This is a genomic window from Chryseobacterium sp. FP211-J200 (genome assembly GCF_001643375.1).
Taxonomy (GTDB): domain Bacteria; phylum Bacteroidota; class Bacteroidia; order Flavobacteriales; family Weeksellaceae; genus Epilithonimonas; species Epilithonimonas ginsengisoli.
Window position 1 is genome coordinate 43584 of record NZ_LSHB01000002.1, and the last position, 19379, is coordinate 62962.

The following is a 19379-nucleotide window of genomic DNA, read 5'->3' on the forward strand; positions in this document are numbered from 1 at the left end:
ATAAACGACCAAGTTCTAATTTTCAACTTTGAATTTATAATGGACTTAGGTAATATCCGAAACCTGGCCTGGTGTGGATGAGTTTGGTTTTGAAGTTCTTATCAATTTTTTTACGGAGGAAATTGATGTAAACTTCAATCGCGTTGTTGGTGGATTGGAATTGATTTTTCCAGACTTCGTCGGAAATGTATTGTTTGGAAAGTGTTCTTCCGTTCGCTCTTGCAAGTAAAACCAATAACTGAAATTCTTTCACCGTCAAACTGATCTCTTCACCGGAGCGGAAAACCTTGCTGTCTTCTGGGAAGATCTCGAGATCTTCTATGACGATTTTTTCGACTTCTTCTGTCTTTGGCGTCAATCTTCGCATTTGGGAATTGATCCTCAATAATAATTCCTCCAACAAAAATGGTTTCACAAGATAATCGTCTGCAGCGTGCAGAAAAGCTTCCTTCTTCTCCTCGATGCCGTCGTAGGCAGAGATGATGATGATCGGCGTTTCGGAATTGGTCTCGCGAATGGTTTTGCAGATCTCCAGTCCGTTGATCTTAGGAACATTGATGTCCAATAAAAAAATATCGTATGCTTTGTTGGTGAACATATTCAGGAACACTTCGCCGTCTTCAGCTTTGTCAGTTTTTATGGATCTCGATTCCAGAAAAAGTGCAATTTCTGAAGAGAGAACAGAATCGTCTTCTAAAAGTAATGCCTGCATTTGATGAGAATTTTTTACAAATATGGGAAAAAGTAAATTGGCAATTTGAAAAGTGAAAAATCTTTTATTTTACGCTAAGATTTTAACTAAATTCGCTTCAATCTAATTTTCAAGCTAAAAATAATGAAAGCAAAAATAATAATCGTTTTAATTTTCTTTTTTTCAATCCTTTCCTTTGGGCAAACCAAGACTAACAATTACGAGAATGATATCAAAAAATCTTTAGGCCAATTCGTGCAAAATATCAAGACAAAAAATATCAATAATGCTGTCGAATGTATTTATCCTAAATTTTTCACAGTTGTTCCGAAAGAGCAAATGAAGCAAATTTCTAATTTTACTTATAACAATCCAATGCTTGATATCAAGATTTTAGATTTTAAAGCAATAAGCGTAGAAAAACCAGAAAAGATTAACAATGAATTGTTTTCTATTGTCAATTACAGCTCTAAAATGAATTTGAAAGTTGATTGGAATTCGATTCCCAATGGACAAACCATGAAGAAACAAATCAATGACGGTTTGTACAAAAAATTTGGAAAAGCTAATGTGACCTATATTCCGAAAGGCGATTATTACTTGATTAATTCAAAAATGAAGGCTTGTGCGATTTCTGGCAATGGTAAAGATTGGAAATTTTTAATTCTCGAAGAAAGTTACAAGAAAAACTTAAATAATATTTTACCAAAAAAAATCATCGACAAATTCTAATAAGTCTTCGTCATATCACTCGGAATCACCAAATTGAATTCCGTCGGGATAAAATCTTTTTCAGGTAAAATTAATTCCGGTTTTTCAGATTCAAAGACAGAGATTACGGCAATTTTCAAATTCGGGTTTTTCTTTTTCAAATACCAATAGATTCCGCCGTATTGCTTGCTGTGATAGTCGCCGTTGTAGTGGATAAAGGTCTTTCCAGCCTGTAGATTTTCGAAAATCGATTCTGCCATTGTCGCGTCTTTTATGGCTTGTGCTGAAATGAAGTTCATCAATATCAATTCGTCCACGTGGTCGCCCATCAAGGATCTCATTTCTTTGTAGCCAGGCGTTTCCAAAGTGACTTCAATTGGTAATTTGGCAATCCATTTCTTTTCGTTTTCCGGCAATTGGTTTAAGCTTTCGATTCCCGATTTTGACGTTTGAGATGCGTATTTTCTGGGAACATTGGTCGCAATGAATTTCAGTTGATGGTCTTTCGCAAAATCCACCAAAGGTCTGTAATCCGTTTCGTAATTTTTCCAGAGCCTAACAGAATCTTTCATGACTTTCGGGTCAATTTTTCCAGCTAGATAAGAATCAAGCGCTTTTTGATTGTCTCTTTCAAACATCTCTGCGCCTAGAATGATCTGACCTTTTTTCTGATCAAAAAGCGCTTCCGTTATCCTTTTCTCCAGCCAATGATTGATGGAATTATCATGATGTTCGCCAATGAAAACCACATCATAATCTACCAATTGCTTCATGACTTTTTCTGGTGAAACTGCCTTTGACTTTTTATCAAAAAACTGATACGAACTGAAATCCTGAGCCTTAAAACCATTAAGATTTAAGATCAAAATAAGCAATACTAACTTTTTCATTTTCAAATATATAAAAAAGTCGTTCTAAAGTCAATTAAAACCAAAGAACGACCTTGTAATTTATAATAATACTTTCAATTTATAAACCAGCGACTAGATCTTTCCAACCTTGAAGTTCCGGATTCCCCGGTTTTCTCTTTCCGAAAAGCTGCACGATAAAATCACCTTCTCTGTTGAACACTTCAATCGAAGTGACTTCGCCGTCTTCGGTCGGTTTTTTGGTGATCCACGTTTCCGCGATCTTTGTCGTGTCAAGGTGAAGATTGAAATCGGGATCCATCACATTGAACCATTGCTGATGCCAAAGTGTCTTGTTCACTTCGCCCGTATGGATCTGGATGATTCCTCTGTTCCCAACGAAGATCATAATTGGAAGTTCTTTTTCAGAAGCATCTTCCAACACGTTCACTACTTTAGAATTCTCTATTTTCGTAGCGTAACCTTCTGGCGCCAATCTCAATGCCTGAGTTCTAGTCACACCGAATTTCCTAAGCATCATAAAGAAATCGTGTGTGTCTTTCAGGTCTTTCCAAGCCTGTTGGAAACCAGCCACATCGATATCTGAATCTGCTTTCTCTGCAGGTTTACCAGGAACAGACTCGGTAACAACATTTGGAGATTGCTCATCCGCTGCATATTTCTTTGTCAAAGCATCGAATTCTGCTTCGTTGCTTTTGTTTGTCAAATAGATCTTGTGAAGCGCCAAGCCATCTTTTCCGAAGAATTGCAAGCTTTTTCTGTCGCCCTCGATCACAGAAAAACCGAATTTCCAAGAGTTGATGAAGATTCTTAGATCGATATCTTCACCAACGAAAACCTGTCCGTGAGGATTGCTGAAATCTGGATTCAAATAGATTCCTTTTCTTTCGTGCACGCATTCGTCGTTTCTGGTCAAAGCCATTACTTTTTCAAGTTTGACAACTTCCTGAAGAAGGTCTGCAAATTCTGGCTTCAAAACCGTAACTCCGTTTCCTACGTTTACAGCAAGCAATTCAGCTTCGCTCACACCTAATTGTTCTGCCGCGTTTCTTATTCTCAAATGTGGGTTTTCTGCTTTCAGTGCTTCCCATTTTTCTTTTAATTCATTAATTAATGTACTCATATTAATTTATTTTGTTTAGTATTTTTTGCACGCAAAGTGCGCTAAGATTTTTTTTAATCTTATTGAAAATATTAAGTTTCGCAAAGGCGTAAAACTCATCAAAGATTATTTTTAGTTTAAAAATGAATTTATTTTTTGATTGTCAGAACTTGATATTCTCTTTTTACTGATTCGCCAGTCTTACTTGTAATTAATTCTTCTTTGTCCGATTTGATCATCCTTTTAAAATTCGTCTGTGAGATCAGCAATTCGATGTCTTCGTAATTGTAAAGCTTGAAATCTGTTGTGAAAGGCAATGTTTTCATAAAATCCTTCTTCGCAAAAGTGAGGACAAAACTGCCGTGTTCCTTTAAAACCCTATAAATTTCATTAAGAAAATCGACTGGACTTTCCCAGAAATAGATGGTATTGACCGTTAATATTTTATCAAAACTTTCATTCTCAAAAGGAATCTTTTTCCCATCATACAATTGAAACTTAGCTTGAGAAAGATATTTCTGATTGATGATTTCAGCTTCCGACTTCATTGTCTCAGAGATTTCCAGACCTGTGTAATTGATGTTATCTGCAAAATCCAAAAGGTAAGACAAATGTCCAGCGTTGCCATGACCAAGCTCCAAAACCTTTTCGTTATCCATTAACAGCAAAGATTTGATGGTTTCTTTGGTCATCGAAATATTGGTCTCGTTCATCATTTTGGCGACATCCTTTCCAACTTCTCCTTCTGGATTTGATAACTGTTGTGCTAATATTTTGAGTTCGTTTTCTGTCATTAGTTTTAGTTTTTATTTAACCAAATAAGATCATCGTATTGTCATTGACCGGATGTTTGCAGATCGTACAAGGGAAATTGTAAGCCTTGGAAATGGTTTCTGCGGTGAACACTTTTTCTGGTGAGCCGTAAGATAAAACCGAGCCTTTTTCCATTAATAAAATATGGTCCGCGAACTGTGCCGCCAGATTTAGGTCGTGCAAGACAACGATTGCTGTGTTATTATTCTTAGTAAAATTCTTTATCAGTTCCAATGTTTTGTATTGGTGCTTAATATCCAGATTATTAAGTGGTTCGTCCAGGAAAAGTAAAGTATTTTCTATCTCATTGTCCAACTGCGCTAAAACTCTCGCCAAGTGAACACGCTGCTTCTCGCCACCAGAAAGTGAATTGTATTCTCGCTTTTGAAAATGTACCACATCGGTTTCAACCATCGCTTTTTCCACCGATTGGAAATCTTCCTGATGCGGCTGTGAACTGAAATAGGGATAACGTCCCATCATCACAACATCGGCTACTAAAAGCGGAATATCCTGCGCGTTGTGCTGAGAGAATTTGGCTTTGTGTTTGGACAGTTCTTCCAGATTCCAATCGGACAGGATCTTGTCTTTGAATTGGATATTCTTTTTGTTATCCGTTTTAATTTCGTTCGCTAATAAATTCAGAAGGCTAGATTTCCCTGCGCCATTTGGACCTACGATCGCCAAAAATTCTCCGAAACCGACATTGACATCAACATCCTTCAAGATGCTGACTTTTTGACTTAGATAATTGATCTTTTGCCCTTTTATCATCTTAAGGTGTTTTTAAATTTAATTAAAATGGCAATAAAAATTGGTCCTCCGATCAATGAAGTCAAGATTCCGATCGGAAGTTCTGAAGGCGCCACAATCGTCCTGCTTATCGTGTCTGCAAACAGTAACAAAATACTTCCACAGATGGCTGACAACGGTAAAATAAAATGGTAATCGGAACGGAAAAGCAATCTCAGAATATAAGGAACAATCAGCCCAACGAATCCAATCGTTCCGGAAAATGCGACGCAAGTTCCCACCATCAAAGCGGTTAAAACGACAATCTGTTTCTTCAAAGTTTCAACATTGATTCCCAAATGTTGCGCATCTTTTTCGCCTAACATCATAGCATTTAAAGCTTTTCCTTTTGGTAAAATAATGAGGTATGATAATATTAAAACAATTGTCAAAATAATATTTTTCGTCCAAGTAGCTCCCGCTAAACTGCCTAAATTCCAGAAGGTCAAATCTCTTAATTGTTCATCTTTTGAAATGTAGATCAGAAATCCCGTAATTGAAAATCCAATGGAAGTAATGGCGACTCCGCTTAGAAGCATCATTACCACATTGGTTTTTCCGCCAGATGTTGAGATCCTGTAGACGATGATCATCGCCAACAATGCACCGACGAACGCAGAAACACCGACTAAAGAATTCCTTACAATTTCTGGAAGATAAGCCTCAAATGTATGTCCTAAAACAATGGCAATCGCTGCCAACAATGTAGCTCCAGAAGTAAGACCAATCGCCTCACCCGTAGCCAATGGATTTTTGAACATTCCTTGCAACGTAGTTCCGGAAACGGCCAACATACTTCCAACGAGAACGGCCATCACAATTCTGGAAGTCCGGACGTCCCAAATGATATATTTCTCACTCAAGGAAATTGACGAATCGCCTGTAATAAATTTCCAAAAAACCTCATAGGAACTGGATCTACCGAAATCAAAAACCCCGATATTCATAGACAAAACCATCATCAGCATTAATAAAAAAAGACCGATAATGGCGTAAAATGTAAGACTTTTTGATTTCAAAATGTTGTTTTTTTTCATAGGAATAAATTCCTATGTTAGAAAATCTATCGTCCCTTTGAGACTTCTATTTTGTGGATTCTATTAACAGTTTGTTCAGGCTGGCAGCTGCTTCCCCAACTCTTGGACCGAATGAAGATAACAATCCGCCATCCATAGCAATCACTCTTTTATTTTTACCAGCGTTGGTCTGAGGAACGCCTGGCATTTTAAGAGCACCATCTATTCCACCAGAACCTTGTAGCCCGCTGCTGAAGAACAATAAGACATCTGGATTTGATTGTACGACTGCTTCCGGTGTCAACGGTTTGAAATCTTCGAAGTCATTGGCTGCATTCTCGCCGCCAGCAATCTCAATGATTTTAGCCATTGGTGTGTTTTTGCCCCCGACCATCATCATGTTTCCTCTTGCGTAGATGAATAGGACTTTTGGTTTTTTAGCGATTGGCTTGATTTGCTTAATATCCGCATCGATTTTATCGATTAAGGTTTGCTGGTTTGTGTTTCCTAAAGCTTTGGCAACCTGGTCAATTAATTTCTTCGTTCCATCGATCGTGAATTCTTGATTGAACAACTCGGATTTGATCCCTGAAGCTTTGATCTTTGTCAACAGGTCTGGATTGATGTCTTTGTCAGAAGCGACAATCAAAGATGGATTAAGCGCCAAAAGCGGCTCAATCGTCATCGAACGGACATGACCTAACTCTTCTGCTGTATTTTTCAAAGTCTCCGGATAGGTGCTCGTTACATCTATTCCAACAATCTCCTTCTCGTGGCCCAAGGCCACAACGATCTCGGTAATTCCGCCGCTGATACTTACAATTCTTTGGTTGGAAACTGGTTTTTCAGATTTGGTTTCTGGAGTGGTTGCCACTTTGGAATCTTCTTTTTTACAAGAGACGCCGGCAAGAAGTATTGCTGAAATAAGGGCTATTTTGATGTTTTTCATTGTTTATTTTATTGTAGTTTGATTTGGCTTAGAGTGGTTTGTATTCGAATTGTGGGAAACCTCTATAGTTTGCGTCATCTTTCATTCTTAAGAATCTGATTTTAAAAAAGAATCCATCACTATCTCTTAGAACATAAAATTTATTAGAGTAGACCTCAGCACCGTTAGTTCCTGTTGTGGTTCTCCAATTGCTTCCTATTGCTCGTTGGTCATTATTTATAAATTTGCTACCATCAACATCTTCTTTTTTGAAATTATTGTAAGCCGTCTCTCCTTGTCCGGCAGCCGTTGTAATCTCGTATACACCTGCTCCTCCTAAAATATTATGTAAAACTATATCTGGATAGATATATGAAGTATCCAGGTTATTCGCAGGATTTAAAGTTAGGTTGGTAAAAACGGTGTAACACAAATCCCACTCCTTCTTTTTGGGCTGAACATTTGCAATTGTTCCTGTTTTGAAAGAGAAAAATTTGTAGTTATATTCTGAATCTTTTGAGATAATAAATTCTTTATGCGAAGTATCGTCTAAATCAGCATACTGAATTTTGTAGCCTAAAGCGTTTCTTAATATTCTTATTTTTTTCCATCCTCTCAAATCTCCAACATTATAGATCGTTCCTGGACTGGTAGTTCCTGTATAGGTTTTGTAACCCATATTCAGAAGGTAAACATTGTTCAGGTTATCATCAACATTGATTGCCGAGATGCCACTGGTCTGATTGACGATATCTCCGTCTGGATTATCGACATACTTAGCATTATCTGTATAATTCGCTGCTTGGACAAGCAATTTAAGGTCTTTAATAGTTTCGGAATTTACCGCATCAATATTATTGACATTCTTAACTTCTCCAACAGACATTACCAATGAGCTATTTAGCATCACACGAAATTCGTCTCCGCAGTAGAATCCTAGATCCCAAAGCTCTCTGTGGGTCTTGGAAACATCCCCTGTACTTAGATCAATCCAGAACTGGTTAGCTTCTGTGGGATCCGCTTGCTCGTTTAAAGTAAGTACACTACCTTCTATAGGAAGGATTTTGACCGGAGTAGCATCCTCAGCAACACAAGAGGTGAAAATGGAAAATATAAGTAGAATTAAAGTAAAATTTGTTGTCTTTTTCATAATTAGAAATTAAAATTAAATCGTCCAAAATAACTTCTTCCGTAGAACATTCTTTCCGCAGCACCTGTTGTCCCGTGGACTCCGCCCGTACTTCCAGAAGCTCCATTACGGACATCGGAAATATCAAAAATGTTTCGAACTCCAAAAGTAATGGTGAAATGGTCTTTCCATATTTTTTGGGAAACCGAGGCATCCATTAATGAAAATGCATTTTGTCTTCCCAAAATATACTGAGTTACACCCAGGCTTTTATCCTCCATAATTCGGTAAGTCTTACCTACTCCTTTATAGTAAATTGCAAATGATGTTTTAGTTTTTAGGAGATTATAGTAGGCAGATGCATTGATCTCCGGAGAATACTGGTATCTATCATCTTGAGTTTGATTAAGGTCCATCATTCGACCTAAAACGGAAAATCCTAGATTAAGTCCAAAATTCTTATTGGAAATTTTACCAGAAACTGTGTTAAGCCAAGATTCATAACTGTCAACATTGATATATTTATACTGTAAAGGTTGCTCATTGGTAATGGCCAATTCTATACGGTCACGGGTTTGCAGATAAAGGGAACTGATATCAACGCTCCATTTAAATTGAGTTTCCGGCTTACTAAAAATCGAATAATACAACATTCCTGAGTAAGAACTTTCTGGCTTTAAACCACTGTTTCCTTGGATATTATGATTACTATCTACCAGAAAAGTGAATAATTCCTCAAATGTTGGATTTTTGTTAGCAGAACCTACAACTGCTCTAAATTCGGATTGATCATTGATGGTTTTTTTTAAAACCAATGAGAAATTTGGTTTTGTTTCGAATGTATCAGAAAAATTCATCCTTACGCCTGGTCTCAAGAACCAATTTGAACTAAGATCAAACTCGGCGGAAGCAAAAACCCCCACGTTTAAAACATTATTTTCAATATTGTTATTGTCGAATTTTCCTGTATCTGTGCCAGCAAATCCTTTGGTATAATCACCCTCATATCCCAATTGTACATTGGATTTGTCTGAGTTCAAAAAATTACTGATTGTTCCTCTGGAATAGAATGTTTCGGCTTCGTAGTATGTGCTTTTATTCTCTCTGGAAATCTCTTGTATCGCAGGAACATCAAAAATATAATCTTCTTTTTTTCTAGACTGTTTTTGATAGGAAAAATCACCAGTAAATTTTGTTTTCTTAAAAATCTCTGTCTGGATATTCAAATGATGAAGCATTCTTTGTGTAAAATAATCTCTGTCTATCGCTGTAAAAGTACGTTCTCCTTCACCTAAATCCTTTGGGACTAGTAAGGGATTATAGAAATTGATCTCTTCCATCAGATAATCTGCTTTGTAGAAAAACTGTGTTTTCGAACCAGCAAACCTTAATAAAAAAGTAGGGTTCCACTGTTCTTTTGGCTGCCATTCATAACCCCTTCTGTTATCTTGCTCAAAGTAATTTTTACCTTTATTACTGCCCCAAAAACCCTGAAAATCATTTCTGTTCAATGACAAATCGGTGTACCATTTATCAGATATGTTATGGGATATCCCTAATGATTGTATGTGTCTACCTTTTCCGTAATCTACCCAATCATATTCTTTACCTACAGTTTCTTCCTGTACAAAACCTCGGATATTCCATTTTTTCTTTGAGTTCTTTCTGGTAATAATATTGATAACACCGGCGACGGCATTGTTTCCGAATTCGACACCCATAGACCCTTTCACAATCTCTATTCTTTCAATATTATCGAGGCTCAATTTTGTTAGATCAATATTACTTCCTAATCCAGTGTCACCTACAACAGGGATATTATCTACCAATACTTTGGTGTAATCGGCACCCAAGCCCATGATATTAGCTTTTGAGTCGCCCGTGTTTTTTTCCGGAACTATCAGGATATTTAAAGTCTGATTAAGTACTTCTGCTACATTGTTTACAGCCATTCTCTTTATGTCATCGCTGCTTATAACTTCTACCTTATACAAAGACCTTTTAATAGACTGGGCCGTATATTGCCCAGTAACTACAACTTCTTCAATATTTTTTTGACTAAGTGAATCTTTCTGTCCGTACGCAAAATTCAAAATTGCTACTGATAAAAGGCTCATCGTTCTCTTCTTCATTGAAAAATTTTTTGCGAAGATAAGATTTTATTTAGAATCAATAAAAATAATTCAGTACTTTTGTAGAATAATTCTAAATAACATTTTAAGTTTAATAATATCAACTATGAAAGCAAAACTATTTTTGGCAGCTTCTTTATTTGCAGTCGTTGCAAACGCACAATTAACTTCTATCGACGAAAACTTCAATAATTTTACAGCCGGAAGCACAACCTTTCCTCAAAGCGGCTGGTCTGTAAAATTGCCAACGGGACCATTTCCTCCCCAACCAATGATGATCGTTACAGCAGACACAAACAAATCTATCCAGGCTTATCCTGGAAGTACAGTCGCTCAGCCGATGTACCTGATCACGCCTCAGATCGTGGCTCCTGCTGGAGACAAAACATTGTCTTTTGACTCTGGAATGGTAACTGGCGGATTAGGAACCACCGGTTCTGTGCAAGTTGGACTCGCTACTGACCCAGCTGATATGACCACTTTCGTAGCTGTAGGTAACCCGATCGAATTAACAAGTACAACAGTTCAGAATTTTAAAGTTGGAATTCCAGCATCTACTGCTACATATTTGGTGATCAGAACAACCTCAGCAACAATGCATTCACCGATCCATATCGACAATGTAAAATATGACAGTGATCTGTCGGTTGCAGACAATGCATTTTCTTCCAACAATGTAAAATTTGCTGTTACCGCAGACAACAACGCTTTGAAATTCTCTTCAACTTCTACCCTTTCCACTACTAAAATTTATTCTGCGACTGGACAATTGTCTACTGAAGGAAAAATCATCAATAACACATTTGATATTGCAAAACTAAAGACAGGCATTTATTTCATTGTGATTGAAAACATGAACGGACAGTCTGTAAAATCTAAATTCATCAAAAAATAAGTTGAATTAGGATAAAATAACTTATTTATAATTAAGCCTTTCGAGTTTTTCTTGAAAGGTTTTTTTGTGATGGTAATTTTAATATAGCAGATATGATTTATGTCAAGTTTTATTTCTAATCTTATTTAGAATAATTAAAAACAATTATATAGTTTTGTAGAATAATTCTAAATAACAGATTTAAAAATTAAAAAAATCTAAATTATGAAAACAAGACTACTTTTGGCAAGTTTACTTGCATTGACTGTAAACCAAACGGTTCTATCACAAACGGACGAGAATGGTTATACACAGGTTGAACTTACCACTGGACCACAATATGCAAACAGAGTGTTCTTTGACCTCTCCGCAAACAACATTGTTTCACAACCAGCTACAGGATGGGATATCGCGTTCTACAGAAACAGTGCTATGGATTTCGGGATCAAAGTAAATGATGCAACAAGCGTCTTGACCTACCAAGTTTCTGCCGATCATGCCGCATTTGATACTGTAATACCTGCAGATAAGGCATCTTGGGGAGAACCACTTTATAATCCAGACCAGACAGAAAGGATCCAAGATGGTGCATTTGACGCTGCCACATTGTTGCCTGCCACAAGTCTTAATTTTGGATGTGGATCTTATGATATCGCAACGCACAAAGTCAATGGTAAAGTCGTTTTTGTATTGGAATACGGTACAACTTATTACAAATTTTTCATCAATGAATATGCTGCTAGTTACACTTTCAAATATGCAAAATGGAATGGAACATCTTGGGACGCAACACAGACTAGAACAATTGCTAACGGCACAGACGATGCATTTTTCAACTACTTCTCTTTTGATACGGGAGAAAAAGTGACTAACCTGGAGCCAGCTAAAGCAAACTGGGATCTTATGTTTACCAGATATTATACTTTTTACGCTAATATCATGATGTACAAATTATCAGGTGTGATCCAAAGTCCGAATGTAACCGTTGCCAAAGTACAACCAGAAACTCAAGCTGTTTCTACTTTTACAGCACCTGCGGCGGCCGCTTATTCTAAAAACATTACAACGATTGGTCATTCTTGGAAACCAACTTCTGGCGTGAATACCGATGTCGTCTATTATATCAAGGAAGGAACTAAATATTATAGATTGTATTTCACAGATAACGGTGGTGCTTCTACAGGTAACATGTACTTCAAATACAAAGATATCACGTCTACATTATCGGTAGCTGATCTTGGAAAGAAAGGAAGTTTTGGGATCTATCCGAATCCGACCAAAGAAGATAAAAAAGTGAACATCTTATTTGATGTAAAAGAAACTACTTCTAAGAACGGAACTGTTGAGTTATTCGATTTTTCTGGTAAGAAAGTTTTCGAAACGGCTATTGCAAATCAATCAGGATTCTCTGCTCAGGAAGTTGACCTTAATAGACTTAACTCTGGTGTCTATCTCGTAAAGATCACTTACGGCGGGCAAACAGAAACCAAAAAGCTTATTGTAAAATAAGTCATATTTTCAGATTTTATTCTTTATGAGAACCACCTTCGGGTGGTTTTTTTGTTTCTTGTCGTTTGATCAAATAATGAGTAAATTTGTATTAAATAATTCAAATCAAAGTGAATTCTCTCATCAATAAAAAAGTAAGGTTCCAGGATCTCGGCACCAAAGATTATCAGCCGACTTGGGACTATCAGGAAGAATTACTCAAACAGAATCTTGATATCAAGATCCAGAACAGGGAAAATCCAGAAGACCTGAAAATAACAAACAATCATCTTCTTTTTGTAGAGCATCCGCACGTTTATACTTTAGGAAAAAGCGGGCACGAGTCCAATCTTCTCGCCAACGAAAAAAAGCTGAAAGAAATAGAAGCCACTTACGTCAAAGTCAACCGAGGCGGCGATATCACTTATCACGGTTTTGGTCAGGTTGTCGGCTACCCTATTCTTGATTTGGAAAATTTCTACACAGACATCCATCGTTACATGCGCGATCTGGAGGAAGTCATCATCCGAACCATTGCAGAATATGGTTTGATTGGCGAACGTTCTCCTGGCGAAACCGGCGTTTGGTTTGATGTGGGAAAACCTTATGCAAGAAAAATATGCGCTTTGGGTGTAAAAGCTTCACGATGGATCACGATCCATGGTTTTGCACTGAATGTAAATACCGATATGCGGTACTTCGATTACATCATTCCTTGTGGGATCTCTGATAAACAAGTGACTTCTATGAAAAGAGAACTGGAGAAGGAAGTTGATTATGAAGAAGTAAAAGAGAAGATAAAAAAACATTTTGCTGATGTTTTTGGATGTGACCTTTTTTATAAGTGATAATTGATAAACGATTTTAAATCAACTATCATTTATCAATCATCAATTATAATTACATCGTCATCCCGATATCAATCCCCTTGATCTTTCTGTAAAGGTCGGTCGCAAAATTATCCGTCATTCCCGTAACAAAATCCAGAACACCCAACGTTTTCTGATAAACTGTCGCATCATCATAGATGAATTGCTGTGGAATCAGTTTCAAGGCCATTTTATCGTATGATTTACGTTCGTCTTTTTCCTTGATGATCGATGGAACGAAATGATTCAGAAGTTCATACATGACGTTGTAACCAGCATTTTCTATTTCTATCACGGCTTTGTGATTGTAGATCTTCTCGATGGAGAAACGCTCTATCTCGGTCAATGAGGAACTTTCGGTTTTGAAGATATCAAGAATGCCTTTGTCCAGACTTCCGTCCAAGATCTTATCGAAATTACTTTTATAAAGCTCAATGGTTTTATTGATGAGAGAATTGATCACCTTCGCTCTCAGATAAGAGATCCTTTCGTTTTTATTGGTAATAATTCCCAGCTTGTCTCCTACTCTTTTGATGTCGTCGGGATTTACGGATCTCACTAGATCAAGAAATAGGTTTTCGCAATCCTCCGTATTCACAATTCCGAGTCTGTGCGCATCTTCCATATCGATGATGTTGTAGCAGATGTCGTCCGCCGCTTCTACCAACCAAACGAATGGATGTCTTTTGAAGATCACAGGCTCATCATGTTCAATCATCATTCCTGTAGATCTTGCAATATCCAAAAACTGTTGTTTTTCATTTTGGAAGAATCCAAATTTCTTACGGTTGATCACACCTTTTTTCTTAGCGATGGATTCACATGGATATTTGGCAATGCTTGCCAAAGTAGTGTAAGTCAGTTGTGCGCCACCTTCGTCTTTACCTTGTTGCTTATGCGTGAGAACACGGATTGCGTTGGCATTCCCTTCGAAGTTGACAAGGTCGCCCCACTCTTTTTCACTGAATTTAGATTTTAATTGATTTTCATTCTTCTCGAAGTAACTCGCAATTGCATCTTCTCCCGAATGTCCGAAAGCCGGATTTCCAATGTCGTGACAAAGGCAAGCCGATGCGATCACATTGTGCAATTGGTGTTGATAAAAATCCTTTGACAGATCACTAATATCATCATGATAAGTTTCTGAAATATATTCACCAGCCAAACTTCCCAAACTACGGCCTACAGAGGCCACTTCCAACGAGTGCGTCAATCTATTGTGCACAAAAACACTTCCTGGCAAAGGGAAAACCTGCGTTTTGTTTTGAAGTCTTCGGAAAGCGGAAGAGAAAATGATGCGGTCAAAATCTCTTTGAAAATCTGTTCTGGAAACCACGTTCTGCTGGTGATTTCCGGTGCGCTGATTGGTGAAAATTGTGTTCAGTTCCATATTGGATCCAAAAATAAGGCATTTTTATTTTTAACGGAATAATATTTGAGAATTTATCAAAAAAGTCATCATGCCAGAAGGTCCAACTATTTATCTCATGAAAGAAGACCTTCAAAAGTTTGTTGGAGAAAAAGTCATTTGTGTTAGCGGAAATGCTGAAATTGACAGAGAAGAGCTCATTAATAAAAAACTGAAAGAAATCAGACTCTATGGGAAACAAACTTATTTGATCTTTGATAAGATGAGTATGAGGATCCATTTGTTAATGTTCGGCTCCTATGAGATCGATGAACAGACCAAGCCTGACAAATCTTTGAGATTGGGTTTAAATTTCAAGAAAGGAAAGGCTCTATTTTATACTTGTTCTGTAAAAATGGTTAATGATGATTTCCTCAAAACCATCGACTGGGAAGCTGATGTGATGAGTGACGATTGGAATCCGAAAAATGCCAAAGAAAAACTTAAAGCGAACCCTAAAATGATGGTTTGTGACGCCTTAATGGATCAAGATATCTTTCCTGGTGTTGGCAATATCATTAAAAATGAAGTTTTGTTCAGAATTGGCGTTCATCCGGAAAGTGAAGTTGGAAATCTGCCTTTGAAGAAACAGAACGACCTCATCGCAGAAGCCAGAAATTACAGCTTTGATTTTTTGAAATGGAAAAGAACAAACGAATTGAAAAAACATTGGCAGATCTATCACAAAAAGAAATGTCCTATCTGTGGTAAAGAAGTCATCAAGAAAGATACAGGAAAAGGAAAACGCTCTAGTTTCTATTGCGAAAAAGACCAGAAACTCTATTAATTATAAAGATTATTACGATAAAACTCAAGTGATAATCATTTGATTTCAACTTAATTTTACTTATCATTGGCAAAAATTTTACTTTATGAAGAATAAATACTTACTAATCCTATCTGTTATTTCGTCATTTGCTTTCGCTCAGCAAAACATCTCGTTTGAAAGTTCTGAAGGTTACACATTGGGAGACATCAACGGACAAAATGGTTGGACAGTGACAGAATCCAGCGATGGTCCATTGACAAATCAAATTGTAACCAACGAACGTGCTAGTTCTGGAACTTATGCTTTCAAAAATGCTCACGTAGCACAATTTGGCGACCAATGGTTTCCTATTTTTGGAATCGAGAAATCTTTTTCGCCAGCTTTGGATTACAAGAACACAACCATTTCTTACGACTTCTACTCTTCTGACCAAAACGGTTCTGACTTCGAGTTTGCCTTGTATCACGAAAATTTGGAAGATGAAGTGTTTGATATCGTAACGGCTGTTGGGTTTGAAAACAGAGGAAACATCTACATCTATCCCGACTTGAATCTAGGAGGTTACACCATCACCACTGCAAAATGGCAAGTGAACAGATGGTACAACTTGAAAATCGAATTCACTGAAGCTAATATCAAATATTACTTGGACAACAACTTGATCCTATCAGTTGCCAACAACAGCAAAGTAAACTTGGATGGCATGAATTTCCTGCATAATAACTTCGGCGGTGACGCTTATTACGATAATATCATCGTTAACGATGAAGTTTTGGCAGTCAATGATGCAAAAAAAGGAAACATCAAACTTTATCCAAATCCAGTAAAAGACATTTTGAAACTGAACCTTCCAAATGGTGAAAAAATCGCAACCATCGAAGTTTACAACACGCTTGGACAAAAGGTTTCGGACTTCAGCAATGTTGAGGAAATCAATCTAAAAGAATTGAAATCCGGCGTTTACATCATTAATTTGAAAAATAACAAAGGAAAAACTTACACTTCCAAAATTGTAAAACAATAATTGAAAACTTTGAAATCCCGTTCTAATTGAACGGGATTTTTTTTTAAAGGTGAGTTATATTAACACCTTAGTTGAATTAAAGAATTAAATCATAGGTCACATTAGAACACATTAGTTTTAAAAATCAAAGATTTTATCTAAAGTGAACTTTACCTATTTTCAATTTTAAAATCTCAAGTGACTTAAGTGTTTTAAAAAATAAATATCTTTAATAAAAATTAAAAAAACAATGTCAACAGCCATCAATCCAGAAACGCTCAATTTCCTTTCAACGCTAGAAATCAATAACAACAGAGAATGGTTCAACGAAAACAAACAGCTCTATTTGGAAGCCAAAGCGAACTTTGAAAATGTGGTGAACGAAATCATCGCCGAAGTGGCCGAGTTTGACGAAAGCGTCGAACGATTGGAAGCTAAGAATTGTATTTTCAGGATTTACAAAGACACTCGATTTTCCAAAGACAAAACGCCTTACAAAACCAACATCGGCGCGTCGCTCGTAGAAAAAGGTCCGAAAACATTAAACCACGCTGGATATTACATTCATCTGGAAAATGGAAAATCTTTTCTCGCAGGTGGCGTCTATATGACCGAACCGAAAAATCTGAAAGCCATCCGAGAAGCCATCAGTTCTGACGGCGAAAAATTCATGAAAATCCTCAATAAAAAATCCTTCAAAGATGTTTTGGAACTGCAAGGCACACAATTGGTGAAAGTTCCGCAAGGTTTCGATAAGGAAAATCCAATGGCCGATTATCTTAAATTCAAACAATTTACCGTGTTCCATCCTTTGTCAGACAAGGAAGTTTTGGATAAGAACTTTGTAAAAAATACGGTGAAGGTTTTGAAGGAAATCTATCCATTCAATCGGTTTTTGAATGAAGCGATTGGAAAGTAAAATTAAAATCGGATTGATCGTTCGGAGTATTATTTTAAATAAATCAAACCAATGAAAAATCGAAGTATCATTCTGCTTGTCGTTTGTGTTTTTATCAATTTGCTAATTGGTAATTTTGCTTTGTTGATGTTTCCAGATATGGATTTTCCATATCGGATTCTGATTTCATTGCTCATTATTGTTATTTATGGAACTGTATTTTTCCAATTAGACAACGATGAAAATCAAATTTTCAACAAATGGAAATTGGCGGGTATTGCAATTTTGTTAAGTCTTTTAGGAATGTTGGTGGCGTGTATTTTCACTTCGATTGGGATGCGTTTGCCAAGTGATGATGTTGTCACAGCCGGATTGAAAGGCATCATTCCATTGTTCATCTTTTCGATCATATTTGCTTCGCCGTTTTGGATTCCGCTGGCGATTGTGAATTTTATTTGTCTTATTTATATGAAGAAAAAAACGCATAAAACGAATCCTAATTTCATATTTCCCTATTCCACCGACAAAGAAATCAAACGCCAACAAATCTGGGAAAACCTTCAAACTGGACTTTTGTTTGAAGACACTCTGGTTTTCATTCCTTGGCTCACGCCTTACTCCGAGCTGGATCAATATGCCGAAGACAGAAAAGACAGTGGCGACAGAACCAATTGGTTTCTTGGAAAACACAAGATTTTGGACGGTTTTGAATCGTATATTGGCGTTATGAAATGGCTGGACATCGACAGCAAAAAACCATTTTCCAAAACCGACGAATTCTTAGGTGCCGAAAATAATGGTTATCAAAAATTCTTAGAACTAAAAGTAAAATTGACAGATCTGCTAGGAGAACCAACATCCATCGAACTGGAAAAATACGACAACCTCGATTTAGGTCATATCGAATGGACGAATGGGAAAGTCAGTATCTTTTTGAGTGGTATTGAGCAATTTGCTTGTAAGTATCGGCTTTATATGGGGTTGAAGGATGAGAAAAATTAATAGATGAGGAAATTTTGGATTGGGTTTTGTTATTTTTAATTTTCAGATAAAACTATGAATCAAAAAAACCTTAGCATCACCATCAAAAAATTTGGCAAAAAGAACGAGTTGGTGCTTTTGCTTTTCAATGGGCTTTTTCTGATTTTGGGATTGCTGAGTTTATTTTTGAATTGGCGAAATGCGATCGCCATCATTCTGATTTTTGTTCTAGTATTTCTCGATAAAAAATTCAGAATAAAGTTTTCAATTTTAAGCATAATTTACGTTGTTTCAATTATTTTAATTTCGCAAATACCTGAAATTGAATTTGTAGAAATCCTCGCCACATCCATACTTTTCTCGCCATTGTTTTTCTATAAATCTAGTTTAGAAAGCATAAAAGATTATCAGAAAAATGATTGCTTCGAAGTTTTTTATTTGGATTCTTCCCGATTAAAATGTCTTCACACAGAAGATAATGACTACAAATCCTACGCTTTGAATCCGAAACAATTCCTGAAGACATTTCGCGTCAATGAAATTAATTCTTTTGGTTTTGAACGAAATAATTTACTGATTGTCACAAGCAAATTCATCATCAGACCACGAGAATTGAATGCTCAAAATATCGAAAAAATCCAATCGTTCGTAGAGGAAAACTTCCCTGATAAATTAAATCTCGAAAGTGAACATCACAAAGCTTTGAAGAACGAAAGTGAAATGTACCTTTCAAAACTGTTGCTGGTTTTGCCTCTTATCTTGGTATTTATCGTCATCTATTTTTTTTGTGACAATGGAAGAAATCAATTAGTGTCTTACAGCTCTATTGCGGTGACAATGTTATTCTATATCTTTTTGATTATCAAAATAAAACGCAAAAAGTAATTTGATTTTTTAATTTTGAAA

At 36.6% G+C, this 19379-nt stretch carries 19 protein-coding genes; 9 read left to right on the forward strand and 10 right to left on the reverse strand.

From position 1 onward, the window contains the following. Positions 1-34: 34 nt before the first annotated feature. Positions 35-712 (reverse strand): response regulator transcription factor, encoded by a 678-nt coding sequence (locus tag AXA65_RS00675; protein WP_063968211.1) that lies wholly within the window; start codon positions 710-712, stop codon positions 35-37. Positions 713-835: 123 nt separating this feature from the next. On the opposite strand from AXA65_RS00675, the gene AXA65_RS00680 reads away from it, so the two are divergent. Then, entirely contained in the window at positions 836-1423 is a 588-nt protein-coding gene (locus AXA65_RS00680) for a hypothetical protein (RefSeq protein ID WP_063968212.1), read from the forward strand. Here AXA65_RS00680 and AXA65_RS00685 read toward each other — a convergent pair. The 8 genes from AXA65_RS00685 to AXA65_RS00720 form a co-directional block, all read right to left on the reverse strand. Beyond that, positions 1420-2292, reverse strand: coding sequence for a ChaN family lipoprotein (locus AXA65_RS00685; protein WP_063968213.1), 873 nt, complete (start codon positions 2290-2292; stop codon positions 1420-1422). The genes AXA65_RS00680 and AXA65_RS00685 overlap by 4 nt on opposite strands. 79 nt (positions 2293-2371) lie before the next feature. After that, complete coding sequence (locus AXA65_RS00690; protein WP_063968214.1) at positions 2372-3394, reverse strand: hemin-degrading factor; 1023 nt, start codon at positions 3392-3394, stop codon at positions 2372-2374. Between the two features lie 128 nt (positions 3395-3522). Further along, a complete protein-coding gene (locus AXA65_RS00695; protein WP_063968215.1) occupies positions 3523-4167 on the reverse strand; it encodes a class I SAM-dependent methyltransferase in 645 nt (214 codons plus the stop codon). Between the two features lie 16 nt (positions 4168-4183). After that, complete coding sequence (locus tag AXA65_RS00700) at positions 4184-4960, reverse strand: heme ABC transporter ATP-binding protein (protein WP_063968216.1); 777 nt, start codon at positions 4958-4960, stop codon at positions 4184-4186. After that, on the reverse strand, positions 4957-5997 hold the full coding sequence (locus tag AXA65_RS00705; RefSeq protein ID WP_063968249.1) for a FecCD family ABC transporter permease: 1041 nt from the start codon (positions 5995-5997) through the stop codon (positions 4957-4959). Before AXA65_RS00705 ends, AXA65_RS00700 begins: the two co-directional genes overlap by 4 nt. 64 nt (positions 5998-6061) lie before the next feature. Next, entirely contained in the window at positions 6062-6943 is an 882-nt protein-coding gene (locus tag AXA65_RS00710) for a hemin ABC transporter substrate-binding protein (RefSeq protein WP_063968217.1), read from the reverse strand. Positions 6944-6971: 28 nt separating this feature from the next. Beyond that, positions 6972-8072: an HmuY family protein gene (locus AXA65_RS00715; protein WP_063968218.1), complete on the reverse strand. Its 1101-nt coding sequence runs from the start codon at positions 8070-8072 to the stop codon at positions 6972-6974. A 2-nt stretch (positions 8073-8074) separates the two neighbouring features. Beyond that, positions 8075-10183, reverse strand: a complete 2109-nt coding sequence (locus tag AXA65_RS00720) for a TonB-dependent receptor plug domain-containing protein (protein WP_063968219.1) — start codon at positions 10181-10183, stop codon at positions 8075-8077. A 106-nt stretch (positions 10184-10289) separates the two neighbouring features. Between AXA65_RS00720 and AXA65_RS00725 the strand changes: the two genes are divergently transcribed. From AXA65_RS00725 to lipB, 3 genes are all read left to right on the forward strand, one after another. Beyond that, positions 10290-11078, forward strand: a complete 789-nt coding sequence (locus tag AXA65_RS00725; protein WP_063968220.1) for a T9SS type A sorting domain-containing protein — start codon at positions 10290-10292, stop codon at positions 11076-11078. Between the two features lie 204 nt (positions 11079-11282). Further along, the gene (locus AXA65_RS00730; protein WP_063968221.1) at positions 11283-12566 is read left to right on the forward strand and encodes a T9SS type A sorting domain-containing protein; all 1284 of its coding nucleotides are present in this window, start codon (positions 11283-11285) and stop codon (positions 12564-12566) included. 110 nt (positions 12567-12676) lie between these two features. Then, positions 12677-13393 carry a lipoyl(octanoyl) transferase LipB gene (gene lipB, locus AXA65_RS00735; protein WP_063968222.1) on the forward strand — a complete coding sequence of 239 codons (717 nt, stop codon included), beginning with the start codon at positions 12677-12679 and terminating at the stop codon, positions 13391-13393. 52 nt (positions 13394-13445) lie between these two features. Here lipB and dgt read toward each other — a convergent pair whose 3' ends face one another. Beyond that, positions 13446-14804: a dGTP triphosphohydrolase gene (gene dgt / locus AXA65_RS00740; RefSeq protein WP_063968223.1), complete on the reverse strand. Its 1359-nt coding sequence runs from the start codon at positions 14802-14804 to the stop codon at positions 13446-13448. 70 nt (positions 14805-14874) lie between these two features. Between dgt and AXA65_RS00745 the strand changes: the two genes are divergently transcribed. From AXA65_RS00745 to AXA65_RS00765, 5 genes are all read left to right on the forward strand, one after another. Then, positions 14875-15609: a DNA-formamidopyrimidine glycosylase family protein gene (locus tag AXA65_RS00745; protein ID WP_063968224.1), complete on the forward strand. Its 735-nt coding sequence runs from the start codon at positions 14875-14877 to the stop codon at positions 15607-15609. Positions 15610-15694: 85 nt separating this feature from the next. Beyond that, on the forward strand, positions 15695-16615 hold the full coding sequence (locus AXA65_RS00750) for a T9SS type A sorting domain-containing protein (RefSeq protein WP_063968225.1): 921 nt from the start codon (positions 15695-15697) through the stop codon (positions 16613-16615). Between the two features lie 229 nt (positions 16616-16844). After that, a complete protein-coding gene (locus AXA65_RS00755; RefSeq protein ID WP_063968226.1) occupies positions 16845-17513 on the forward strand; it encodes a DUF2461 domain-containing protein in 669 nt (222 codons plus the stop codon). Between the two features lie 51 nt (positions 17514-17564). Continuing rightward, on the forward strand, positions 17565-18494 hold the full coding sequence (locus AXA65_RS00760; RefSeq protein ID WP_063968227.1) for a hypothetical protein: 930 nt from the start codon (positions 17565-17567) through the stop codon (positions 18492-18494). Between the two features lie 54 nt (positions 18495-18548). Next, positions 18549-19358, forward strand: a complete 810-nt coding sequence (locus AXA65_RS00765; RefSeq protein WP_063968228.1) for a hypothetical protein — start codon at positions 18549-18551, stop codon at positions 19356-19358. Positions 19359-19379 lie beyond the last annotated feature (21 nt).

Bases quoted from the DNA above. Each gene is read 5' to 3' on its own strand.
- AXA65_RS00675 (WP_063968211.1), bottom strand. From the start codon at position 712: ATGCAGGCATTACTTTTAGAAGACGATTCTGTTCTCTCTTCAGAAATT.
- AXA65_RS00680 (WP_063968212.1), top strand. From the start codon at position 836: ATGAAAGCAAAAATAATAATCGTTTTAATTTTCTTTTTTTCAATCCTT.
- AXA65_RS00685 (WP_063968213.1), bottom strand. From the start codon at position 2,292: ATGAAAAAGTTAGTATTGCTTATTTTGATCTTAAATCTTAATGGTTTT.
- AXA65_RS00690 (WP_063968214.1), bottom strand. From the start codon at position 3,394: ATGAGTACATTAATTAATGAATTAAAAGAAAAATGGGAAGCACTGAAA.
- AXA65_RS00695 (WP_063968215.1), bottom strand. From the start codon at position 4,167: ATGACAGAAAACGAACTCAAAATATTAGCACAACAGTTATCAAATCCA.
- AXA65_RS00700 (WP_063968216.1), bottom strand. From the start codon at position 4,960: ATGATAAAAGGGCAAAAGATCAATTATCTAAGTCAAAAAGTCAGCATC.
- AXA65_RS00710 (WP_063968217.1), bottom strand. From the start codon at position 6,943: ATGAAAAACATCAAAATAGCCCTTATTTCAGCAATACTTCTTGCCGGC.
- AXA65_RS00715 (WP_063968218.1), bottom strand. From the start codon at position 8,072: ATGAAAAAGACAACAAATTTTACTTTAATTCTACTTATATTTTCCATT.
- AXA65_RS00720 (WP_063968219.1), bottom strand. From the start codon at position 10,183: ATGAAGAAGAGAACGATGAGCCTTTTATCAGTAGCAATTTTGAATTTT.
- AXA65_RS00725 (WP_063968220.1), top strand. From the start codon at position 10,290: ATGAAAGCAAAACTATTTTTGGCAGCTTCTTTATTTGCAGTCGTTGCA.
- AXA65_RS00730 (WP_063968221.1), top strand. From the start codon at position 11,283: ATGAAAACAAGACTACTTTTGGCAAGTTTACTTGCATTGACTGTAAAC.
- dgt (WP_063968223.1), bottom strand. From the start codon at position 14,804: ATGGAACTGAACACAATTTTCACCAATCAGCGCACCGGAAATCACCAG.
- AXA65_RS00745 (WP_063968224.1), top strand. From the start codon at position 14,875: ATGCCAGAAGGTCCAACTATTTATCTCATGAAAGAAGACCTTCAAAAG.
- AXA65_RS00750 (WP_063968225.1), top strand. From the start codon at position 15,695: ATGAAGAATAAATACTTACTAATCCTATCTGTTATTTCGTCATTTGCT.
- AXA65_RS00755 (WP_063968226.1), top strand. From the start codon at position 16,845: ATGTCAACAGCCATCAATCCAGAAACGCTCAATTTCCTTTCAACGCTA.
- AXA65_RS00760 (WP_063968227.1), top strand. From the start codon at position 17,565: ATGAAAAATCGAAGTATCATTCTGCTTGTCGTTTGTGTTTTTATCAAT.
- AXA65_RS00765 (WP_063968228.1), top strand. From the start codon at position 18,549: ATGAATCAAAAAAACCTTAGCATCACCATCAAAAAATTTGGCAAAAAG.